General features: G+C 34.9%; 25 protein-coding genes and 1 pseudogene. 20 read left to right on the top strand and 6 right to left on the bottom strand.

Translation table 11 applies throughout. The features are described from left to right. The first annotated feature begins 121 nt into the window (after positions 1 to 121). Positions 122 to 1,546 carry an aldehyde dehydrogenase family protein gene (locus MKO96_RS03590; RefSeq protein WP_240586690.1) on the top strand — a complete coding sequence of 475 codons (1,425 nt, stop codon included), beginning with the start codon at positions 122 to 124 and terminating at the stop codon, positions 1,544 to 1,546. A 121-nt stretch (positions 1,547 to 1,667) separates the two neighbouring features. On the opposite strand, the gene MKO96_RS03585 is transcribed toward MKO96_RS03590, so the two are convergent. Then, positions 1,668 to 2,060 carry a YueI family protein gene (locus tag MKO96_RS03585; protein ID WP_064477333.1) on the bottom strand — a complete coding sequence of 131 codons (393 nt, stop codon included), beginning with the start codon at positions 2,058 to 2,060 and terminating at the stop codon, positions 1,668 to 1,670. 234 nt (positions 2,061 to 2,294) lie between these two features. Between MKO96_RS03585 and MKO96_RS03580 the strand changes: the two genes are divergently transcribed. After that, positions 2,295 to 3,428, top strand: a complete 1,134-nt coding sequence (locus tag MKO96_RS03580) for a BA2291 family sporulation histidine kinase (RefSeq protein WP_369294512.1) — start codon at positions 2,295 to 2,297, stop codon at positions 3,426 to 3,428. A 33-nt stretch (positions 3,429 to 3,461) separates the two neighbouring features. Here the strand turns inward: MKO96_RS03580 and MKO96_RS03575 are convergent, their stop codons facing one another. Beyond that, positions 3,462 to 4,211 carry a DUF4397 domain-containing protein gene (locus MKO96_RS03575; protein ID WP_240586689.1) on the bottom strand — a complete coding sequence of 250 codons (750 nt, stop codon included), beginning with the start codon at positions 4,209 to 4,211 and terminating at the stop codon, positions 3,462 to 3,464. A 1,003-nt stretch (positions 4,212 to 5,214) separates the two neighbouring features. Between MKO96_RS03575 and MKO96_RS03570 the strand changes: the two genes are divergently transcribed. From MKO96_RS03570 to MKO96_RS03525, 10 genes are all read left to right on the top strand, one after another. Further along, positions 5,215 to 6,525: an aspartate aminotransferase family protein gene (locus MKO96_RS03570; RefSeq protein WP_240586688.1), complete on the top strand. Its 1,311-nt coding sequence runs from the start codon at positions 5,215 to 5,217 to the stop codon at positions 6,523 to 6,525. Further along, positions 6,522 to 7,220 carry an acetate CoA-transferase subunit alpha gene (atoD, locus tag MKO96_RS03565; RefSeq protein ID WP_087980319.1) on the top strand — a complete coding sequence of 233 codons (699 nt, stop codon included), beginning with the start codon at positions 6,522 to 6,524 and terminating at the stop codon, positions 7,218 to 7,220. Before MKO96_RS03570 ends, atoD begins: the two co-directional genes overlap by 4 nt. Next, complete coding sequence (locus MKO96_RS03560) at positions 7,205 to 7,867, top strand: CoA transferase subunit B (RefSeq protein WP_087980320.1); 663 nt, start codon at positions 7,205 to 7,207, stop codon at positions 7,865 to 7,867. The genes atoD and MKO96_RS03560 overlap by 16 nt, the downstream gene beginning before the upstream one ends. Positions 7,868 to 7,882: 15 nt before the next feature. After that, positions 7,883 to 9,151 carry a peptidase gene (locus tag MKO96_RS03555; protein ID WP_240586687.1) on the top strand — a complete coding sequence of 423 codons (1,269 nt, stop codon included), beginning with the start codon at positions 7,883 to 7,885 and terminating at the stop codon, positions 9,149 to 9,151. After that, positions 9,148 to 9,993 carry a putative beta-lysine N-acetyltransferase gene (gene ablB / locus MKO96_RS03550; protein WP_240586686.1) on the top strand — a complete coding sequence of 282 codons (846 nt, stop codon included), beginning with the start codon at positions 9,148 to 9,150 and terminating at the stop codon, positions 9,991 to 9,993. The genes MKO96_RS03555 and ablB overlap by 4 nt, the downstream gene beginning before the upstream one ends. 99 nt (positions 9,994 to 10,092) lie before the next feature. After that, positions 10,093 to 11,478 carry an arginine utilization transcriptional regulator RocR gene (rocR, locus tag MKO96_RS03545; RefSeq protein ID WP_240586685.1) on the top strand — a complete coding sequence of 462 codons (1,386 nt, stop codon included), beginning with the start codon at positions 10,093 to 10,095 and terminating at the stop codon, positions 11,476 to 11,478. A 210-nt stretch (positions 11,479 to 11,688) separates the two neighbouring features. Further along, positions 11,689 to 13,110, top strand: a complete 1,422-nt coding sequence (kamA, locus tag MKO96_RS03540; RefSeq protein ID WP_076537487.1) for a lysine 2,3-aminomutase — start codon at positions 11,689 to 11,691, stop codon at positions 13,108 to 13,110. Beyond that, entirely contained in the window at positions 13,107 to 13,379 is a 273-nt protein-coding gene (locus tag MKO96_RS03535) for a YokU family protein (protein WP_000995761.1), read from the top strand. The genes kamA and MKO96_RS03535 overlap by 4 nt, the downstream gene beginning before the upstream one ends. A 72-nt stretch (positions 13,380 to 13,451) precedes the next feature. After that, complete coding sequence (locus tag MKO96_RS03530) at positions 13,452 to 13,667, top strand: YozE family protein (RefSeq protein ID WP_087980323.1); 216 nt, start codon at positions 13,452 to 13,454, stop codon at positions 13,665 to 13,667. A 189-nt stretch (positions 13,668 to 13,856) separates the two neighbouring features. Next, positions 13,857 to 14,519, top strand: coding sequence for a hypothetical protein (locus tag MKO96_RS03525; protein WP_000101496.1), 663 nt, complete (start codon positions 13,857 to 13,859; stop codon positions 14,517 to 14,519). 4 nt (positions 14,520 to 14,523) lie between these two features. Here the strand turns inward: MKO96_RS03525 and MKO96_RS03520 are convergent, their stop codons facing one another. Further along, positions 14,524 to 14,691, bottom strand: coding sequence for a DUF3930 family protein (locus MKO96_RS03520; RefSeq protein WP_000456535.1), 168 nt, complete (start codon positions 14,689 to 14,691; stop codon positions 14,524 to 14,526). 150 nt (positions 14,692 to 14,841) lie between these two features. On the opposite strand from MKO96_RS03520, the gene MKO96_RS03515 reads away from it, so the two are divergent. The 5 genes from MKO96_RS03515 (at position 14,842) to MKO96_RS03495 (ending at position 17,585) form a co-directional block, all read left to right on the top strand. Next, positions 14,842 to 15,021 carry a YozD family protein gene (locus MKO96_RS03515; RefSeq protein WP_000658451.1) on the top strand — a complete coding sequence of 60 codons (180 nt, stop codon included), beginning with the start codon at positions 14,842 to 14,844 and terminating at the stop codon, positions 15,019 to 15,021. Positions 15,022 to 15,131: 110 nt separating this feature from the next. After that, positions 15,132 to 15,314, top strand: a complete 183-nt coding sequence (locus MKO96_RS03510) for a hypothetical protein (protein ID WP_240586684.1) — start codon at positions 15,132 to 15,134, stop codon at positions 15,312 to 15,314. Further along, complete coding sequence (locus MKO96_RS03505) at positions 15,314 to 16,135, top strand: serine/threonine protein kinase (protein WP_240586683.1); 822 nt, start codon at positions 15,314 to 15,316, stop codon at positions 16,133 to 16,135. Before MKO96_RS03510 ends, MKO96_RS03505 begins: the two co-directional genes overlap by 1 nt. Further along, on the top strand, positions 16,117 to 16,872 hold the full coding sequence (locus tag MKO96_RS03500) for a sporulation protein (protein ID WP_048563103.1): 756 nt from the start codon (positions 16,117 to 16,119) through the stop codon (positions 16,870 to 16,872). The genes MKO96_RS03505 and MKO96_RS03500 overlap by 19 nt, the downstream gene beginning before the upstream one ends. Before the next feature lie 77 nt (positions 16,873 to 16,949). Continuing rightward, complete coding sequence (locus MKO96_RS03495; protein WP_240586682.1) at positions 16,950 to 17,585, top strand: phosphatase PAP2 family protein; 636 nt, start codon at positions 16,950 to 16,952, stop codon at positions 17,583 to 17,585. Here MKO96_RS03495 and MKO96_RS03490 read toward each other — a convergent pair. Beyond that, the gene (locus MKO96_RS03490; RefSeq protein ID WP_240586681.1) at positions 17,575 to 18,456 is read right to left on the bottom strand and encodes a cation diffusion facilitator family transporter; all 882 of its coding nucleotides are present in this window, start codon (positions 18,454 to 18,456) and stop codon (positions 17,575 to 17,577) included. The genes MKO96_RS03495 and MKO96_RS03490 overlap by 11 nt on opposite strands. Positions 18,457 to 18,669: 213 nt before the next feature. On the opposite strand from MKO96_RS03490, the gene MKO96_RS03485 reads away from it, so the two are divergent. Continuing rightward, positions 18,670 to 19,080, top strand: coding sequence for a YhfM domain-containing protein (locus MKO96_RS03485; RefSeq protein WP_240586680.1), 411 nt, complete (start codon positions 18,670 to 18,672; stop codon positions 19,078 to 19,080). A gap of 36 nt (positions 19,081 to 19,116) precedes the next feature. On the opposite strand, the gene MKO96_RS03480 is transcribed toward MKO96_RS03485, so the two are convergent. Then, on the bottom strand, positions 19,117 to 19,431 hold the full coding sequence (locus MKO96_RS03480) for a thioredoxin family protein (protein WP_000658777.1): 315 nt from the start codon (positions 19,429 to 19,431) through the stop codon (positions 19,117 to 19,119). Between the two features lie 555 nt (positions 19,432 to 19,986). On the opposite strand from MKO96_RS03480, the pseudogene MKO96_RS29455 reads away from it, so the two are divergent. Continuing rightward, positions 19,987 to 20,070, top strand: a pseudogene (locus MKO96_RS29455) (helix-turn-helix domain-containing protein); the annotation flags it as partial. Between the two features lie 306 nt (positions 20,071 to 20,376). On the opposite strand, the gene MKO96_RS03470 reads toward MKO96_RS29455, so the two are convergent. Further along, positions 20,377 to 20,985: a hypothetical protein gene (locus MKO96_RS03470; protein ID WP_240586679.1), complete on the bottom strand. Its 609-nt coding sequence runs from the start codon at positions 20,983 to 20,985 to the stop codon at positions 20,377 to 20,379. 248 nt (positions 20,986 to 21,233) lie between these two features. Here MKO96_RS03470 and MKO96_RS29350 point away from each other — a divergent pair, with 248 nt between their 5' ends. Then, complete coding sequence (locus tag MKO96_RS29350; RefSeq protein ID WP_276314062.1) at positions 21,234 to 21,359, top strand: hypothetical protein; 126 nt, start codon at positions 21,234 to 21,236, stop codon at positions 21,357 to 21,359. The last annotated feature ends 412 nt before the right edge of the window (positions 21,360 to 21,771 follow it).

Genomic DNA, 21,771 nt, shown 5'->3' with positions numbered 1-21,771 from the left:
TGGCAGGGTTTTTTTGAGCATAATGTTTTTGGCAGAATAAGGGCTATGATACAATGGCATAAGTCAGACCTTTCACTAGGTGAAATATTGTTGTATACATATATTTGGAAGGGGAAGAATTATGAAAAAGCATTTATATATAAATGGAGATTGGAAGTCTGTAAACACGTACAAACCATTATACGCACCATATTCTGAAGAAACGTTAGCGGAAATTGCACAAGGAACGGAAGAAGATGTACAAGAGGCTGTTACTGCTGCAAAAAATGCAATGAAAAAAATGAATACATTATCTGCATATGATCGTGCGACTATTTTAGAGAAGGTTGCACAAAAAATGGATGAAAGAAGAGAAGAATTTGCAGAGATTATTGCAAAAGAGGCTGCAAAACCAATTCGTGCTGCGAGGAGAGAAGTAGATCGTACCGTTCAGACATACAAATTTGCAGCGGAAGAAGCGAAGCGTATATACGGCGAGACACTGCCACTTGATGCAGCACCTGGTGCAGATGGGCGTATTGCATACACAATACGAAAACCGATAGGGGTTATAGGAGCTATTACACCATTTAATTTCCCATTAAATTTAGTGGCACATAAAGTCGGCCCTGCAATTGCTGCCGGAAATACAGTTGTGTTAAAACCAGCTGATCAAACGCCATTATCGTCTTACGCATTAGTTGAATTATTTGAAGAGGCAGGATTGCCAAAAGGAGCTTTAAATATTATTTCTGGTCCCGGTTCAACTGTAGGTGAGGCGATAGTTACAAATGATGATGTTGCTTCCATTACTTTTACGGGAAGTCCGAAAGTTGGAATTGGAATTAAGGCAAAGGCTGGATTAAAGCGAGTTACGTTGGAACTGGGATCAAATGCTGCTGTTATTATTGATGAAGATGTAGAATTAACAGATGAATTAATTGAACGTGTAAAATGGGGAGCATTTGTCAACAATGGACAAGTTTGTATTTCGGTACAACGTGTTTTTGTACATGAAAAGAGAATGGATGAATTTCTTTCAAAGCTAAAGAAAGCGATGGAAACAGTTGTTGTTGGGGATCCATTGCTGGAAGACACGGACGTATCGGCTTTAATTTCGAAAAAAGATGTAGAGCGAATTGAAATATGGGTGCAAGAAGCTATTAAAGAAGGTGCTACTGTTTTATACGGTGGTAAGAAACGTGATGCAAGGATTTTTGAACCAACTGTATTAACAAATGTTCCAGAGTATGTATCTGTTCAGTGCCAAGAAGTATTTGGTCCACTTATGACAGTAAATACATTTAAAGAATTTGATGAGGCAATTGAGCAAGTAAATCATTCACGTTACGGTCTACAAGCAGGTGTGTTTACAAATAATTTGTTTAAAGCAATGCGTGCAATTGATGAGCTAGAGGTTGGTGGTGTCATGATTAATGATATTCCAACGTTTAGGGTAGATCATATGCCTTACGGTGGTGTTAAGGAAAGTGGTACGGGGCGTGAAGGAATTAAATATGCAATAGAAGAAATGACAGAAATGAAATTAGTGTGTATTAAAAAATAAAGTAGATCGAGCTTAAGCATCCTAATAAAAAACGAGCAGGAAATGTTTACGATTCCATACTCGTTTTTTTATTGTTTGTTTTACGTTCCTCGGAACGATTTAATTTAACCAAGTGTACCTTTTACTTCATTTCTTGTTTGAAAATAGCATCTTCTACATAAATTTGTTCTTTGTCAATAGCAGTGCTATGAGATAATACTAAACCGATTGGTGTTTCTATGCCTTTATTTTGAACAATTGTAAAAGGAACATTTTTTTCATTTGCTAATTTAATGTATTTTGATAAATGTGGGTAAGCAATGCCACCATTTAGGAATATTTGTAATGATTGAGAAGAGCGCATGCTACTAGCTACTTCAGAATATACATTACTTTGCATTACTTGACCGATAGTTAAAGCGATTTCTACACGCTCACGTAATGTAGTTAAATACATATTACGTTCTTCTGGTTTGTTCTGCTTTTGGCCGTAAATGCCTTCTTGGAGATAATCTTCCACATTTTTATTTACCATATTTTTCACACCTTTCATTTTCTATTGTACGAAAGAATGAAGCAGGATGCAAAAAAAAGTCGCATTGAATGTAAAAAACTTTGAATGAAAGGAAGGAAAATGGAATGTATCAATCCAAACAATTAATAAAGACATTAAAAATTTTATCAACACATATTAACAAAATGTGACAATAATCTATTAACGAATCGCATTTTTTGTGTTAATATTCAAAATATAAAGGGTATTCGTCGCATGGAAATGGAGGGAATGGGGGTTTTTCCAATCGATAAGGATATTAAAGAAGTATTTTGTTCGCACTTGAAAAACAACAGGCACCAATTCGTTGAGAACTGGAAAAACAAAATGATAATTTCCGATAAAGATCCATTTAAACTAGAAGTAGTTCAAAATGGAGAGGATTTATTAGAGTTAATTATCGAACTTACTATGGAAGAAAAAGATATAGATTATCTTCAGCCATTATGTGAGAAAATTGCTATTGAACGTGCAGGGGCAGATGCGAATATTGGAGACTTTGTTTATAATGCAAATGTGGGAAGAAATGAACTTTTCGAAGCGATGTGTGAATTAGATGTTAGCGCACGTGAATTGAAACCGATTATGGCCCAAATACATACTTGTTTTGATAAATTAATTTATTATACTGTTTTAAAATATTCGGAAATTATATCAAAAAATTTAGAGGAAAAACAGCAATATATTAACGAAACACATAAAGAAAGGCTGACGATTTTAGGGCAAATGTCAGCAAGTTTTGTACATGAATTCCGTAACCCACTCACTTCAATTATGGGATTTGTTAAATTATTAAAGGCAGATCATCCAAGTTTATCTTATTTAGATATTATTTCGCATGAATTAGACCAATTAAATTTTCGTATTTCGCAATTTTTACTCGTATCGAAAAAAGAAATGTGGAATGAATCAGAACAATTTTGGCTTAATGATTTGTTTCAAGATATTATACAGTTCTTATATCCGAGTTTGGTCAATGCAAATGTTTCGATTGAAAAGAATTTACCGTATCCAATTCCACTTGTTGGCTATCGGAGTGAAGTGAGACAAGTATTTTTAAATATATTAATGAACTCAATTGACGCTCTAGAATCAATGAAAGAAGAGCGGAAAATTATCATTGATGTATTTGAAGAAGATCAATCGATTCGAATTGTGATAAAAAATAATGGGCCAATGATTCCAGATGAAAGTGTAGAAACGATTTTCGAACCATTTGTAACTACTAAAAAGTTAGGAACTGGTATTGGATTATTTGTATGTAAACAAATTGTAGAAAAACATAATGGGTCCATCATGTGCCGTTCAGATAACGAATGGACAGAATTTCAAATTATATTTCAAAAATAAACAGTCTACACCAAATGAATGGTGTAGACTGTTTTAATTCGTAAGTATAACGGCTTCTAATTTAGGATCTTTAGTTGAATAACCTAAAAGTGAAATTGTATATACGATGTTCGGTTCGACTTTGAAATTCGGTATAGTTAGTAAGACGCTGGGATTATCGGCGAGTGAAACTTCAATATCTGCTGTACCAGGACTAACTTCCAAAAAATCTGTTATTTGTTTAAAGAGTACATTTTCAAATAAATGATCTCCACCTTTTAAATCTACATTTACAACAGGGGTATCTGGAGAAAAATGTGCAAAGCGTATTTTTGCTTGACCAGCTGGTAAATGTGTATTATCAAGCATAGGTTGTAATTGTAGATGATTGTCACTATTTATTGCGGCAAAAGTATAAGTGTGATTCCCCATTATTGGTACTAAAGCTGAAAAGATGGGATTTTCATTTCCAACAGGGACGATATCTATACGGTATTTACCTTGCACTAATGTTAAATAGGGACTAAATTGTTTAAATGAAATATTTTTAATAACCTTTTGCCCGTTTACTAAAATGTCAACCGCAGGTGTATTTGAAGCAGAGTGAAAAAAACGTATGTGTGACGGTAAAGCAGCTTCTTGTGAATCTCTTTTTTCATACGCCTGTACAAGTTTCGTAATCGCATCGTAATATTCCATATATAGTTCTACATATTTTTTCGGATTTTTAAATTGATAGTAACGAGCGAGCTGTTCGTAACGTGCAGCTTCTTGTCCATATTTTTCGATTTCAGATTGAGACATGAATATTCCTCCTTTGTCATCATTAAAACTATATGCTTAACAAGAAAGAGGTTATGCGAAAAAATTGTTTTTTGAAGGAGAAAAGTTGAAAATTAATAAAGAGTATTGCTTATGGATAAGTGTTTTTTAGGCGAAAGAGCCTTATAATTTTCTAGAGTATACAGCAATATATCATCTATGTTGGATGATGATGTACCAATTACAATGTATATTTCGAAATAAAAAACCTTAAGAGCGTATGAAGTAACATATCGAAAACATGTCCAAAAATCCTTAGGAAACTAGGGATTTTTTTAATAATGGGCAAATACACATACAAAGTGATAATTGTCCTACATAAATTATAAAGGAAAGGTAGTTTAAATATAAGGAAAGGAATGAAATATTGGGATGGGGATATCCCAAAAGGAATTGTGAGTGGAGTTATGGACGATTTTGTACTTTAGGATGTAGGATGAATTTTGAATTTGTAACATTATTTTTTCTATTTACGTTAGCAAGTGGCAGTATTAACCGATAAAAGAGCGTCGTGCCGAACTGATTAATGTGGTTAATCGGTTCTTTTTTTATTGTATAAAACGGAGGATAATGTATGTGAAACATTGGTTTATATAAAAATAATTGCTATGCATTTAGTGGGATTAATTGTCGATATTTGTTTGAAAATATGCAATATAAAGTAGGAGAATAGGAAGGAGTTTAAAGGGAGTTTCGTCGAAGTTTACACAATGTCGGCAATTGAGGGAAGCTGATATTATGTTGAGAAAGTATGTAGTGAAGCGTTTATTTTATATAAAGGAGGGTTATTCGCGCGTATAGATAAGGGTTGGTCTTCATTTTAAGTTCTGAATTTTCTGTTTTTGAAATTAATATTTAGCACTCATTTGTATATTTTATAATAGTTTTTTGATAAAATCACTGCTTTCGCAGAGGATTCTTTTTTATGAAAGAAACGTCAATTTTCTTCATATATATATACAAATTGGAGAAATGGGGGAGCGCTATGCGCGATTACTTAATTAAACCACTTGTTGGTCAGCCGTATCCAATGATTTCACATGGAAAAGGTGTGTATTTGTATGATCAAAACGGAAATAAATATTTTGATGGCTCGTCAGGGGCAATTACGGCAGGTATTGGGCATGGCGTAAAGGAGATTGCAGATGTTATAAAAAAGCAAGCAGAGGAGATTGCTTTCGTTTATAGATCACAGTTTACGAGTGAACCAGCTGAAAAATTAGCGAAGAAATTAAGCGATTTAAGTGTAGGAGATTTGAACTGGAGCTTTTTTGTGAATAGTGGTACGGAAGCAAATGAAACAGCTATGAAAATTGCAATCCAGCATTTTCAAGAGCGAGGTATTCAAGGGAAGCATAAAATTTTGTCACGATGGATGAGTTATCACGGTATTACGATGGGAGCCTTATCAATGTCTGGGCATCCACTGCGCAGACAACGTTTCGTGTCAATTTTAGAAGATTATCCAACTATTCCAGCTCCATATTGTTTTAGATGTCCGGTGCAAAAGGTATATCCAACTTGTCAGCTTGCTTGTGCGACTGAACTAGAAAGATCCATTGAAAGAATTGGTGCAGAACATATCGCAGCTTTTATCGCTGAACCGATTATCGGAGCAGCTGGAGGCGCAGTCGTTCCGCCGAAAGAATATTATAAAGTCATTAAAGATATTTGTAATCATTACGATATTTTATTTATTGCTGATGAAGTAATGACAGGGCTTGGTCGTACTGGCGCATGGTTTGCGATGGAGCATTGGGGTGTAGAACCGGATATTATGACTCTTGGTAAAGGTTTAGGAGCTGGATATACACCGATGGCAGCGACGATTGTAAGTGACCGTGTTATGGAGCCAATTTTACGTGGGTCGCGTTCTGTAATGAGTGGGCATACGTTAAGTGCAAATCCATTATCTGCAGCAACAGCTCTAGCTGTTATTGAATATATGGAGAAACATAATCTACCTGAAAAAACAGCAGAAAAGGGAGAGTATTTAATAAAAGGACTACAGAAAGTTCAGCAACAATCGACAATCATTGCTGATGTGCGCGGAAAAGGGTTGCTGATCGGAGTAGAATTGCAACCGTTTACAAAAGCGTCGGAACTTATTTCGGTTGCAGCTAAAAATGGTCTTCTTTTATACCAAGCTGTTTCAGGGCAAGCAGGAAAAGAAGATAGTGCACTGCTTGTAGCACCGCCGATGACAACTACATATTCCGAGTTAGATGAATTACTTTCAATTTTTGCAAAAAGTGTAGAAGAAATGATGCAAAAAGGAGGGCATAGTATCGCATGACAACTATTACGAATACATTCGATAAATTAAAAGAGATAGAGGAAGTACTTTCTTTGTTCCACGATGATATGACATTAATGTTTGGGGGGTTTGGGGGGATTGGATCCCCTCCATCTTTAATACAGGCGATTTTAGAAAAAGGAGTTACAAATTTAAATTTAATAGGAAATGACACGGGATTTCCTGATGTAGGAATTGGTCGTCTTGTTACGAATGAAAGAGTGAAATCATTAATTACTTCACATATTGGTTCAAATCCAAATGCAGGAAGACAGCTAAATGAAGGGCGGTTACAAATCGAGTTTTCTCCTCAAGGAACATTAGCAGAGCGTATTCGCGCTGGTGGTGTAGGACTTGGAGGCGTATTAGTTGATGTAGGTGTTGATACGATTGTAGAAGAGGGAAAACGTACAGTTGAAATGAATGGCAAGACATATTTAGTTGAAACAGCATTAACTGCTGAGGTTGCAATTGTATATGCGAAAAAAGCGGATCCGTTTGGTAATCTTGTGTTTGATAAAAGCGCGCGTAATATGAATCCTCACGTAGCTATGGCAGGTGATATAACGATTGTAGAAGCAGAAGAAATCGTTCCACTTGGAAGTTTAGATCCAGAAGAAATTGTTGTCCCAGGAGCATTTGTAAATTATATCGTACCGTCGGAAGGAGTGAATTGGAAATGGGTATGGGCGTAGAAGTGAGAGATAAGATTGCTAGACGCGCGGCGAAAGAAATACAAAATGGTATGATTGTAAATTTAGGTATTGGTATACCATCGCTTGTACCGAATCATCTTCCTGACGATATAAACGTTATGTTTCATGCGGAAAATGGAATTGTAGGTATGGGACCTACGCCAAGCAAAGGGAATGAAGACGAAAATTTATGTAATGCAGCAGGTTTACCGACTTCTCTTATTACAGGAGCAAGTTATTTTGATAGTTGTACAGCTTTTGGGATGATTCGAAAAGGTTTACTAGACATAACAATTCTTGGTTCATTACAAGTAAGTGAGAATGGTGATTTAGCGAACTGGATTGTACCAGGAAAACGCGTTCCAGGTATTGGGGGAGCGATGGATTTGGCACAAAAAGCGAAGCGGGTCGTTGTTGTGATGAATCATGTTGATAAATACGGAAATGCAAAAATTGTTTCGGAGTGTACATTACCATTAACTTCAAAGAAATGTGTAGATTTAATTATTACGGATATGGCAGTTATGGAAGTGACACAGGGTGGACTCGTTTTACAAGAATTAATGAGCCCATACACAGTGGAAGATATAAAACAACATACAGAAGCTGATTTTAAAATTGGCTCTAACTTACTAGTAATCGAATGAGGGGAGATGTAATATATGGAGCAATTAAAAAAGAAAATTTGTGATTATATCGAGAGTCATGAAGAGGAAAGCGTAAAATTTTTAAAACGATTAATTCAAGAAAAAAGCGTATCTGGTGATGAAAGTGGTGCGCAAGCAATTGTGATTGAAAAATTACGTGAGCTAGGTTTAGATCTTGATATTTGGGAACCTTCATTTTCTAAAATGAAAGATCATCCTTATTTTGTATCACCGCGTACAAGTTTTTCAGATAGCCCGAACATAGTGGCAACTTTAAAAGGAAGTGGCGACGGGAAATCTATGATATTAAATGGACATATTGATGTCGTACCAGAAGGAGATGTGAATCAGTGGGACCATCACCCTTATAGTGGTGAGCAAATAGGGAATCGTATATATGGTCGTGGAACAACGGATATGAAAGGCGGTAATGTCGCACTGATGCTTGCGATGGAAGCCATTATTGAATCTGGTATTGACTTAAAAGGAGATATTTATTTTCAAAGTGTAATTGAAGAAGAAAGCGGCGGGGCAGGAACATTAGCGACTATATTACGAGGATATAAAGCAGATGGTGTCATTATTCCAGAACCAACAAATATGAAGTTTTTCCCGAAACAACAAGGGTCCATGTGGTTTCGTCTACATGTGAAAGGCAAAGCAGCGCACGGTGGAACGCGTTATGAAGGAGTAAGTGCAATTGAAAAAAGTATGTTTGTTGTAGATCATTTGAGAAAATTGGAAGTGAAGAGAAATGACCGAATTACAGACCCGTTATTTAAAGGAATCCCGATTCCAATTCCAATTAATATTGGGAAAATTGAAGGTGGGAGCTGGCCAAGTTCTGTTCCTGATTCATTAAATTTAGAAGGAAGATGTGGTATTGCGCCGAATGAGACTATAGAGGCAGCAAAAGAAGAGTTCGAGAATTGGATTGCTGAATTAAATAATGTGGACAATTGGTTTGTTGAAAATCCTGTAGAAGTAGAATGGTTTGGAGCAAGATGGGTTCCTGGCGAACTAGAAGAAAATCATGAGTTAATTACGACACTCGAGCATAATTTTGTTGAAATCGAAGGGAATGAACCGGTTATTGAAGCATCTCCATGGGGGACTGATGGAGGTTTATTTACACAAATCGCTAACGTACCAACGATAGTATTTGGTCCAGGAGAGACGAAAGTAGCACATTATCCAAACGAATATATAGAAGTTGATAAAATGATAGCTGCCGCAAAAATTATTGCATGTACATTACTAGATTGGTGTGAGGTGAAAAAATGAAATACTATGAATCTTTTAGAGAACAGACGAATGGCTATACAGTAGAAGGCGTTTTAGACTATTTTAATAAACGTATTCGAGTAGACCACTACACAGGAAATATTGAGAGGATTATCCAAACAATTGACGAATTAGCAGAGAAGCATTCTTTCACTAAATGTATTATTAAAGGAAAGGGAGAGCATGTTTCTACATGGCTCTCTTTCGGTTTTTTATTGGAAGCAACAATACCGCATTATTTTCAAGGTCACGATGCATACTTCTTCGTGAAATTTATTAATGATGAAAGGCGAAATAGTATTCATTGGGCTGAGGAAGATACCATTTTAAGGGGTGTTAAAGCAAAAGAAGTAAAGGAAAAAATAGTCCCAGAGAAATTTTTATTAAGAAAAGCGACAGAAGAGGATGCGGAAGAATTAGCAGCTGTCTTTGGAGAAGTATTTGAAGTTTATCCGACGCCTTTAAACGAAGCGAGTTATGTAAAACAAACGATGAAAGAAGACGATACAATATACTATGTGTATGAATTCGAGGGGAAAATAATTAGTACAGCATCTGCAGAAATGAATATAAAAGAAGGAAATGCAGAATTAACGAATTGTGCTACTTTACCCGAATATCGTAAACATGGGTTTATGAAAAGTTTACTAATTAAGTTAGAAGAAGAACTGCAAGAGAAATCGATTTTCTGCTCCTATACAATTGCTCGATCGCTTTCTTTCGGAATGAATGCGGCCTTTCATCAGTTAGGTTATACGTATACAGGAAGACTGGCGAACAATTGCTACATTTTCGATAAGCTGGAAGATATGAATATATGGGTGAAAGATTTGTCTAAATAGTACGGTATAAAAAATAGAACGGAATCGTCATGCTTATAATCGCATATAGGTATGCCGGAAATTCGGCATGTTATTGCTGGATTTTCGGCAAAAGGGGGGATGACATTGCTAGCAGTTTCGACACAAGAAGTCATTGAAGCGATTTTGGGCAGTATTGATGAGGCTATACACGCAGTAGATGAAAATGGTATTACAATTTTCTATAATACTGTAGCTGCAAAACACGATGGATCAAAAATTGAAAAAGTGTTAGGTAAACATTTGTTAGAAGCGTTTCCCTCTTTATCTAGGGAAACAAGTACGTTAATGAAAGTGTTAGATACAAAAAAACCAATCGTTCATCAAGTTCAGCATTATCAAAATTTAAATGGGGAAGACATTTGTACAGTAAATACGACGTTACCTATTTTTATAGATGGAAATATTGCTGGAGCTGTTGAAATTGCAAAGGACTATTCTACAGTTCAAAAACTGACGGATACAATTGTAGATTTGCAGTCAAAAATAAAGCGGTCATCTAGAAAAAAAGCAATTAAAAAGCATGTTGCATTTGAGACGATCGTGACGGATGATGCTCGATTTAAACAGACGAAAGAATTAGCACAAAAAGTAGCGCCAACTGATGCAAATGTTTTAATATATGGGGAAACAGGAACAGGGAAAGAGTTATTTGTACAAGCGATTCATGAAGCTTCTAAACGGAAGAACAAGCCATTTATTGCACAAAACTGCGCAGCTTTGCCAGAGTCGTTATTAGAAAGTTTATTGTTCGGAACGACGAAAGGTAGCTATACTGGGGCAATTGAACGAGCGGGGTTATTTGAACTTGTAGATGGTGGGACATTGTTTTTAGACGAACTGAATTCAATGCCTCTCGATTTACAAGCGAAAATGCTACGTGTATTAGAAGATGGTGTAATTCGTCGAATTGGTGATAATAAGACGAGAAAAGTAGATGTTCGCGTTATTACCGCAATGAATCAGCCACCAGAAGTATGTTTAAGAGAGAATAAAATTCGTACTGATTTATATTATCGATTAAATGTCTTTTCATTATATATTCCGCCGCTACGTGAAAGAACTGAGGATGTATTATTATTAGCGTCGTATTTTTTGAACGAATATAATAAAAGTTATAAAAAAGGTGTACTTCAAATGGATAAGGAAGCGAAAGAAAGACTACAAGCTTATCAATGGCCTGGCAATGTTCGTGAGCTAAAACATACGATTGAACATGCTGTCATTATTGCAGAAGGGGATACACTAACAGCCAATTGTTTACCGCGTACATTTCGGAAAGAGAATCTGCCAAAGAAGAAGAGCATATTGCCACTTAGAGAAGCACTTCATCAAACGGAAAAGGAATTAATAGATCAAGCGTTAATTGAAACGGAAGGGAATATATTACAAGCTGCAAAAATGTTAGGTATCCCTCGCCAAACGCTTCAATATAAATTGAGTAAGTACGACAAAACCGCCGAATAATTGGCGGTTTTTGTGTGTTTGCACCAATAAAAGCGTGTTTACATATATAAAAAGTAATGAATATGATAGTATGTATGGATTTCATACAGTGCTTACAAATATTTTTTTGTTTATGTAATAGCGTTCTCCATACATTTACTTATCAATAATGTAAAGTTGGCATAACTATTGCTTATATAAAGGATGAGCGTATAAAAAGGGGGAATAGCAATGTTACATGATGTATACAAACCAAATCGTCACTGGAAGGATATCGAGTTGTGGAAGGATGTTACTGAAGAGCAATGGAATGACTGGGTTTGGCAATTAACGAATACGATCAAAACTTTGGATGACTTAAAGAAAGTGATTAATTTAATACCTGAAGAAGAAGAAGGCGTTAAAATTTCAACAAAAACGATCCCGTTAAATATTACACCGTACTATGCTTGGCTAATGAATCCTGATGACCCACGCTGTCCGATTCGGATGCAATCTGTACCGATCTCGGAAGAGTTATATAAAACAAAATATGATTTAGAAGATCCGCTTCATGAAGATGAAGATTCACCAGTTCCAGGGCTAACACATCGTTATCCAGACCGCGTATTGTTCTTAGTGACGAATCAATGTTCTATGTATTGTCGTTACTGTACACGCCGTCGTTTTAGTGGACAAATTGGAATGGGTGTGCCGAAGAAACAATTAGATGATGCAATTGGTTACATTCGTGATACACCACAAGTACGAGATGTATTAATTTCTGGTGGTGACGGACTTCTTATTAACGATAAAATTTTAGAATATGTATTAAAAAATTTACGAGAGATTCCGCATGTCGAGATTATTCGTATCGGAACGAGAGCGCCGGTAGTATTCCCGCAGCGTATTACAGAAAACTTATGTAACATTATTAAAAAATACCATCCAGTATGGTTAAATACACATTTCAATACTTCTATTGAAATTACAGAGGAATCGAAAAAAGCATGTGAAATGCTAGCGAATGCTGGTGTTCCAATCGGAAACCAAGCAGTAATTTTAGCTGGTATTAACGACAGCGTTCCAATTATGAAAAAACTTATGCATGACTTAGTAAAAATTCGTGTACGCCCATACTACATTTATCAATGTGACTTATCTGAAGGTATTGGTCATTTCCGTGCACCAGTATCTAAAGGTCTTGAAATTATTGAAGGTTTACGCGGTCATACATCTGGTTATGCGGTTCCAACATTCGTTGTAGATGCACCAGGAGGTGGCGGAAAAATTGCGCTTCAACCAAACTATTTAATTTCGCAAAGTGCAGATAAAGTTGTGCTTCGTAACTTTGAAGGTGTTATTACAACGTATCCAGAGCCAGAGAGCTATATCCCAGGAAGAGCAGAAGGGTACTTTAAAGAAATCTATCCAAACTACGAAGAAAAACGTTCAGATGTTGGTATCGCAGGTCTTATGAGTGATAAGAAATTTAACCTTGTTCCAGACGACTTACAGCGTATGAGCCGTCGTAAAGACTATGAAGGTAATGACACTCATGCATCACTAAAAGATAAACGTGATAAGCGTGATCAACTTAAAGATAAAAAGTATCAATCTCAAATGGCTAAATTAGAAGAAAACGACAAAAAAAATGAGGGTGATGCAGTATGAATTGTATGTGGTGTGACAGTACAGAAGCGAAAGAAAGCTTGAATACTGTATATTGGGAATTACCAGATGGTACGAAAGCCATTGAAATCCAAGAGACACCATGCATTTCTTGTTCCTCATGTGGTATGGACTATCAAGCAGATCAAACAGTGAAAGAAATAGAAGATCAATTGTTTCTAATTTATACGAAAGATTTACCAAAACAACTAACATATGAAGAATTAATGGGAAGACCACGTCTATTAAAAAGAAATTATTTCGACTTTTAACCAGCTTTTATGCTGGTTTTTTTCTTTTTTGCCTTGTATAATGTATCCAAGTTAGAAAGGTAGGGAATATTTTTGAAAAAGCCATTTTACCACTATATGATGAAGTATCGTGCAGCTTTATTTAGTAATGAAGTATCGAATTTAGCAGAAGCAATGTATGATGATTTAAGCTTTCCAAAGCAATCTGAAGATTATGATGAAATTAGTTCATACTTAGAGTTAAGTGGATTGCTAGAAAGTATGTCTATATTTGATGAAGCTTGGGATTTATACATACAAGAGAGATAAGAACTATATGAAATTTTTGACGTGAAGCTAGTCTATTTGCTAGCTTTTTTTACGTTGTAAATAATTTTTTTATACGGTGATATTTTTTATTGAAAAAATTTATGAATATACGCTTCTGTGATAAGCGTTTTTATGTAGGTTGCATATACTGTTATCAAAATCACGACGTCAAAAAAAGGAGAGATATAGATGGCGAGAAAAAAGCAACCTAAATATAACGTAGGGGACATAGTCGTGATTACGCTATATGGAACCGTTGGTAAAATCACAAATATGAAGGTTTTAGATGGAGTTTACGTTTACGAAGTCAATAATCACGATGGGTTTTACGTAGAGCAAACGTTGCAGCACGTTTCAGAGCAAGATATGAAAAAAGGTGAAACTGAGTGGATTGAATTAAATTATAATTTCACATTTGGTGATCTCGTGCAAGTAACAGGATACGATAAAGATGTGTTTCGAATTGTTGGTTTTCGTACAGAAGTATGGAGATATAAAAATGACGCATGGGAAGATACTATATACGAATTGTCACGAATTACGGATGGTGAATGGTTAGAAGCGGATGAATCAGATTTAACGTTACTTGCTAATGCTCAAACCGCAAATGCAATTTTGAAGAAAATGAAACAAGATAAAGCTGGTATGAATAAATTAGATTTAGGAAAATTAAAGTCAATTAACAACTCAAAAAAAGTGAGTGTTAAGACAAATCGTCAAGAGATCATTGATGGATTACTTGATATTTATAACGATTATCAATTGTTATTCGATACATTTAAAGATGAAGAATACAAAATTGTTATGGATGTTGTTCATAATTATTTAGTTAAATTGACAGAGAAAAAATAGTTAACTAGAAAGAGAGAATGAATTGAACAACAACATATGCAGTATAAGGTATGCCTACAATTATTAAAAAAATAAAAAGCCATTTAATAAGAGAGTCTGCCCATTGATCTTCATGCATGAACTCTTCTTTTGTTTGCCCTACTTCTTGTTCTACCTCATATTGGTATTCCATAATTAAATCCCCCTTTTTGATAGCTTGTACTACCATCGTATGCATCTCGTCCAAAGGATATGACCTATAAAAAAAGAAAAACTATTTTTCTAATCTCATATACATAATTTTGAGATTTTTTCATAAAACAGAAATAAAGGAGTGATGCTCATGAAGGAAATTGAGGTCGTAATTGATACGGAAGAGATTGCGGAGTTTTTTTATGAGCAACTAATTGAAAGAGGGTACGTCCCAAAACGAGAAGAAATTGAAGATCTCGCAGATATTACATTTGAGTATTTATTAGAGAAATGTATGATTGATGAAGTTTTTGATGAAGAGGATGAGTGAAAGTAACGGCGGGCTTAACTCGTCGTTTTTTACTCTTTACAAACTTGTCACAAATATAGTCGAAAATTATTGGTATAATTAAAAGAAAATTTTACTCAAGAGGTGAAGGGATGTTCAAAAAAATTATTGATTCTTTATTAGGTAGGAAAAAAAATCGTTCGTATTCTAGTAGTGATTATCGCCATAGAGGTCGCTCTTATTCAAGTAGCGATTATAAACGACGTTCATCTGGTTATGGGCATCAGCATTATAAAAGAAAACGTAAAAGTCATAGCTTCTTTTCAAGTAGTTGATGAAATGGCGTCGTATACTAGCTTTATTTGATAGACCACTGCGAAAAAATACAATCGTTGCAGAACGTTATAAAATTGAATCAGTAATTGGAATGGGCAGTTATGGGGTTACATATGTCGTTAATGACTTACAAATAAATAGATATAAAGTCTTAAAACAATTAAGACAGAGTAAACAAAGGTATGAGTCTGGTAGAAAATCATTTGAACAAGAGAAAATGATTTTACAAACATTAAATCATCATGCAATTCCTAGTTTATATGATCATTTCGTATGGGAGAAAAAAAGCTTTTTCGTGATGGAATATATGCCTGGTAAAAATTTCGAAGATTATATTTTCTTAGATGGGCATGCATATACAGAACGTGAAGTTTTAAAAATTTTATATGAAATATTAGAAATTGTATCGGTGTTTCATAATAAAGGTATAATTCACCGAGATTTACGCATTCCAAACATATTAATGAAAGAAAACCAAATTAGTATTATTGATTTTGGATTAGCTAAATTGAAGGGTGAGGGTGATGAACGAGCTACAACTTATGAAGGTGAACAAGCTTTGATGCGAGAAGTTCAGTTTCGTAGCGATTTTTATGCGCTTGGTCATTTCTCGTTATTTTTATTATATGCAGGGTATGAATCTAATGAAAAACATGAAAAACCATGGTATGACGAATTAACTTTGGAAAATTATAACCGTGAGATGCTTATGCGAATGTTACAAATAAAAACGCCGTACTATGAGAATGTACAAGATTTAAAAAAAGATATAGCTTTTGCTTTAGAAAGGATGGAGGTTCCGTGTTTCAAAAGTTTTTAGCAAGTGTTGGTATTGGTAATGCAAAAGTAGATACAGTTCTTGAAAAAGATGAGTATATTGTTGGAGAAGAAATACTAGGGAAGGTTCATATAACTGGTGGTTCAGTTAGCCAACAAATTGAAAGCATTTACTTAACGTTATCGACGTCGTATGTACGAGAAGTGGATGATAAAAAAGTAACAGCAACATATGATTTAGAGCGAGTTCGTTTAACAGAACCTTTTTCTGTTGAGCCGAATGAAAAAAAAGAAATTCCATTTTCATTTATAATGCCAGTTGAAACGCCGCTTACACTTGGAATGAAAACCGTTTGGGTACATACAGGTCTTGATATTAAACGCAGTATAGATCCAAGTGATCGTGATTACATTCAAGTGTTGCCTAATGCACTATTAAATAGTGTGTTAGAGAGTGTAAATCAATTAGGTTTTAAAGCGCGTCATATAGAATGTGAAGAATTACCGTATCGATTACGTAAGCAAGTTCCGTTTGCACAAGAATTTGAGTTTGTTCCTGTTTCTGGAGAGTATTATGGGAAATTAGATGAACTAGAATTATTAATCTTACCAAGCGCTTACGATCGCTTAGAAATTATTATGGAAGTAGACAGAAAATCTCGCGGATTAGCAGGTTTATTTGCGGAAGCACTTGATCTTGACGAGAAAGTGGTTCGCTTTACAGTAACAAACGAAGATATTCCAACAATGCAAGAAAAAATTAACAATTATATTTTTTAATAAACTATGCATAAAAAAGAAATGGAGAGGAAAACTAAAACAACCGCTCCATTTTTTTGCATAGTGAGGTTATGTATGTGAAACGATATCGACATTTATACTTGTTAAGTTTTACGCTACTCATTTGTTTTGTCGTATTATCACTTTCGTATCATACCGCTTGTATTGAGAAATTTGACAATATAGTCGCGCATTTTATTCAAAGTTTTCGAAACGATTATTTGACAGCCTATTTTACGTGGGTGTCTTTTATCGGTTCCAAAAGAATATATTTTCCGTTGCTCATTATTCTTGTAATGTATTTTCTCGTTAGAAAAAAATTGCTTAGTGCATTACTTCTAACAATTAATTATTATGGATCTCGTTATTTAAACAGTATGCTTAAACTATGGTACGAACGAGCAAGACCTGATGTAACGCAGCTTGTTACGGCAACTGGATATAGTTTTCCGAGCGGTCATACGATGAATGCTACTGCTTTTTTAGGATTTATTGCCTACGTCACCATTACTGAAGAAGGAATTACATTGCATAAAAAATTGTTGATTATTTTTATAGCGAGCTTTGTTGTATTATCTATTTCAGTTAGCCGAATTTATCTTGGCGTGCACTATCCATCTGACATATTAGCAGGATGGGCGGCTGGGGGGAGCTGGCTCGTTTTATGTGTTATATTTCATAAAACGTTCATGAAAAAAGAACCTATGTCATAATAGGTTCTTTTTTCATTGGTTCAACATGAATGTGTGCATGGTAAATGCCAAACTTTTTCCGAAGCATAGCCTCGATGTTGTCAGTAATACAATGACTTTCACCAACATCCATATGAGCATCAACCTCAATTGTAATATCAACGTACGTTTGATTCCCGTACATACGCGCGCGAATGTCTACGATGTTCTCCACGCCGCCAATATGTTCAATAGCACCAGCGTACTCTTCCATCTTATCTGGATCGATTCCATCCGTTAACATATGAGAAGCTTCTACGAAAATCTCCCATGCAGTTTTACAAATAATAAGACCGACAATTAAAGCGGCAATAGGATCTAAAATAGGCATTTGGAACTGCGAACCGACAATACCTACTACTGTACCGATACTTACGAGAGCATCTGATAAATTATCCTTCGCAGCGGCTTCTAATGATTTACTTTTTGTGCGCGCAGCAATCTTTTTCGTATACAAATACACAAAGTACATAACGACAGCAGAAAATAAGGCTACCCACGCAGCAAGTACATTAGGCGCTGCTTGTTTCGGATTGAAAAAAGATTGAATGGCACTAATAACAACCTCTAATCCGACCGTTGCCATAATAAAAGAAGCAACGAGTGATGCGATTTGTTCTGCGCGCGAATGCCCATAAGGATGATCTGGGTCACGAGGTTTACGAGAGATTTTTAGACCAATTAATATCGCTAAAGAAGCACCGATATCCGTTAAGTTATTTAAACCGTCAGCACGTAATGCGCTAGAGAGGGTAATATAACTGATGATGATTTTCATAGAGGATAAGAATATGTAGGCCATAATGCTGACAATAGCACCTTTATCAGCTTCTTTATGAGAAAGAGTATCCATTTTAATCACTCACCTTTCTACAAGGAATTTCTTTCTATAAATAGAGTACCAAACGAAACTCGTGTGGGTCTATACAAACATTGTTGACGTTTTTTAGGTTTTTAAGAAGGGGATAACAAAGTTTCGTGAAGGAAAAATATGTTGTAAAGTGCAAAGTTAGGGTGTGAAATCAATTAGAATTTATTTACAATTAAAAGGTGGGAGGGTAAGAGGATGAAAAAACTAATATTTTTCTTACTATGTATTGTTCTTATAATGACTGGGTGTAATTCATCAAATATCGAAAATATGAAGGAATATAATATTTCTAAAGTATCCATATCTACTTTTAATGGCTACGGTGGATTAAATGAAAATTATTTTCTAAACATAGAAGACAAACAAATAATCAATGGAATTAATAATATGGTTAATGGCATGAAAAAACAAAAGAGAAGAGGTGAAATACCACAATACGATTTACTAATTACATATGAAAATAGTGATACGAAAGGTATACATTTATACCTCGGAGATGAAGGGGAAAGGAGTGTAATTATGTACATTGGCCATGAAGACACTGTTTATTACACTTCTGAAGAAATGACGAAACAACTTCGAAAGATAATTGTGAAAAAAGATTAAAACCCTCTAAAAATTATTTTTCAGAGGGTCTTCATCTTAGTATGCTTCTAAAAACTCAGTAACTTGCTCTTCAGTTTTTGCGTTAGCACTATGTAAGTGGCCTAGCTTCTCACCATTTTGATATACAAGTAAACTTGGAATACCCATTACTTGATACTCTTCAGCGATACTAGGGAACTCATCTTTATTAATAGAATACCATTCAAACTTATTGAACTCTTCCATTACATCTCCGATAAAGTTGTCCATACGCACACAATCTGGGCACCATGTAGTAAAGAACTTAACAACTACTGGCTCCTCGCTTGCGATGATGTCTTTGAATTCCTGTTCAGATTTGATTTCTTTCATGTTTTTTCTCCTTTTTCACTATCAATATTTTGGGTTATTTAGTTGGTGTATTTGCTGTGAAATGAAAACTTCTAACGAAATTCTAACGAGAGTTTTCTTTCTGAATAATTCGTTTGCAAATTGATCCACCGCAGTTTCTTGAAGTCCTGGTACAACATGGAAGCAATTGTCCAATGTGATACCTACTCTGTTAAGTCCTAAACGTTCGCTAATGATCTTCGGATGTATACCTTAGAAACTAGAAACGAATATTAGGAACCTCACTTTTCTTTATAAGCTTTTTCTAGGGTTGTGTCAAACTTCTGAATTGTAAGGTTACTATTATAAGTAGGGTAATTCAAATTGTATTCATGGTAGCCATTGCTATAACGTTTTTTTCCTCAGATATTTGTATGTGATGTTTATGAAGCGCCAGTAATGTAATGTCGGATAAAACAAGCAATCTCTTTCCGGTACTTAGAGAAGGTAAACGGTAGGTGATCATTACTCATAAATTTTATGATTGAATTGAACAACAAGCAGGAAATTTTAAAAAATGATGTAGGGGATGCATGTATAAGTTTAGAGGAATCGTTAAAAGTACTTATTCGTGAAGTTGTGAAAGAAGAGATTAGGGCGGCGTTAGCTGAGTTCCAACAATAATCACAACCAAATAAAAAAATGTAGGTGAAAGAAGCGTGACTAACAAGAGGGGATGTATAGAGTGAAAGAAAAAACATGATGTGGAACGTGAAAGGGATCATAAGAACATCTTAGGGATTATTTAGCAGTTAAGAAGTCAGGGGGAATTAGGGTGTTGAAATGGGTGAAGAAACAAAAACGCCCACCCTGCATTGTTTGTGAGAAACAAGAAGGTGAGCTTCAAGGAAACGAAATGGATTTAGTTTGTGAAAATTGTGCCCAAATTACGCATGAACAAGGTATTGAAAGGGATACCTATACTCTTTACATCTTATTCCATAAATAAGAAAGCTGGTGGGCTTCTGATTCAAGAGCTATTAAATGATCATTATTAATAGAGTTATTCGTATACATTCTGTTCTTTTGGATGTTAAGGACCGTATAATTTACATCGTTATATTCATTTGAAAATGTTGATTTGTTTAATAATGTCAGTGTTGAGTTGATATTATATTTATCAATTCGCTCTTTTTTTCCTTTGAAAAATAGTTTAAGAAGATGCGGCTCATCATTAATGAGCAAACCGAGTTCAGGCGATGAGCGGACGATTAAATTATCTGATAACCAATGTGATTTACCTGGATCGAACCAAGAGACATCTTTGTTTTTAATAAATTTTTTGTACTGCTTTATAACATCAATGTAGTTTTGCTTTTTCTTCTGGTCAACAGTTTGTACTAATGTTTCAAAACATTCAAAAGGTAGTTCGTTTTTATGAAATTTAATAACAGTTTCTCGTAATTGTTTCCAGTAATCAAAAATCGGGTGATATTCAGGTTGAGATTTTAGATTCTTTACAAAATTTGTTTTTGCTGCACTACTTTTCAGTGTGAAGTCTAAAAATTGTGTAAGTCCCACTTTAATTTCCGCCATGTTACACCCCCTTTCCAAACATTACTAATTCGATATTGGAAAGGGAAATCCTGCATTTTTAAGGCGGTGAACTAGATGTTAGAAAAACCGATGTTCATACACAATGGCAATTGTAAAGCTGATTCGCAAAAAAGACGAAAATACCAATTCATTTTATATATTCAGCCACGGTGCGTGAGTGCTGTGGCTTTTGTATTTCTTATTGAGCTTGGTATGCATGGAATACTTTCTAAGAGGAGGAAACTGGAATGGATCTACACCGACTAAATGATAATAATACGAAAGAAGCATTGGAAGGGTTTTTAAAAACAGTGCAGAAAGCCCAGAAAGAAGAGAATGAAAAATTAAAGAAAGCAAATAAAGAAGATGAGTGAAGCGCGCTATCGTTAAAATGACGAATAACGTACTTTTTTATTTTCTTTATAAAGCGCCTGCATATTTATTGATTTACAGATGTGTGTTACGTGAGCATAGTGTTTTTGATAAATAATAAAATGGTTATAAGTCGGAAATAAACGAAAATGCAATTATACGAAAAAAGGTCCTGTTGTTTCCAACAGGACCTTTCCTAAAATGGCAAAGAGTAACTCTTACCTTACTCTTCTCGTATATAATACATGAAAAAGATAGATGTGTATACAACAAGAAATTCCAATATAATTATTTGAATATAGTGTTTAAGAATAATAAGGTGGAATTTTAAATAAGGAATTAAATTACAAATGTTGATTTGTCAGGTGATTCAAATGAATTTCTATCAAACTGTAGTTAATAAAGTGATATTGA

It is taken from the genome of Bacillus sp. ES1-5 (assembly GCF_022487605.1).
GTDB lineage: Bacteria > Bacillota > Bacilli > Bacillales > Bacillaceae_G > Bacillus_A > Bacillus_A wiedmannii.
The sequence above is the reverse complement of the archived record's forward strand: the minus strand, read 5'-3'. Positions and strand labels throughout refer to the sequence as shown.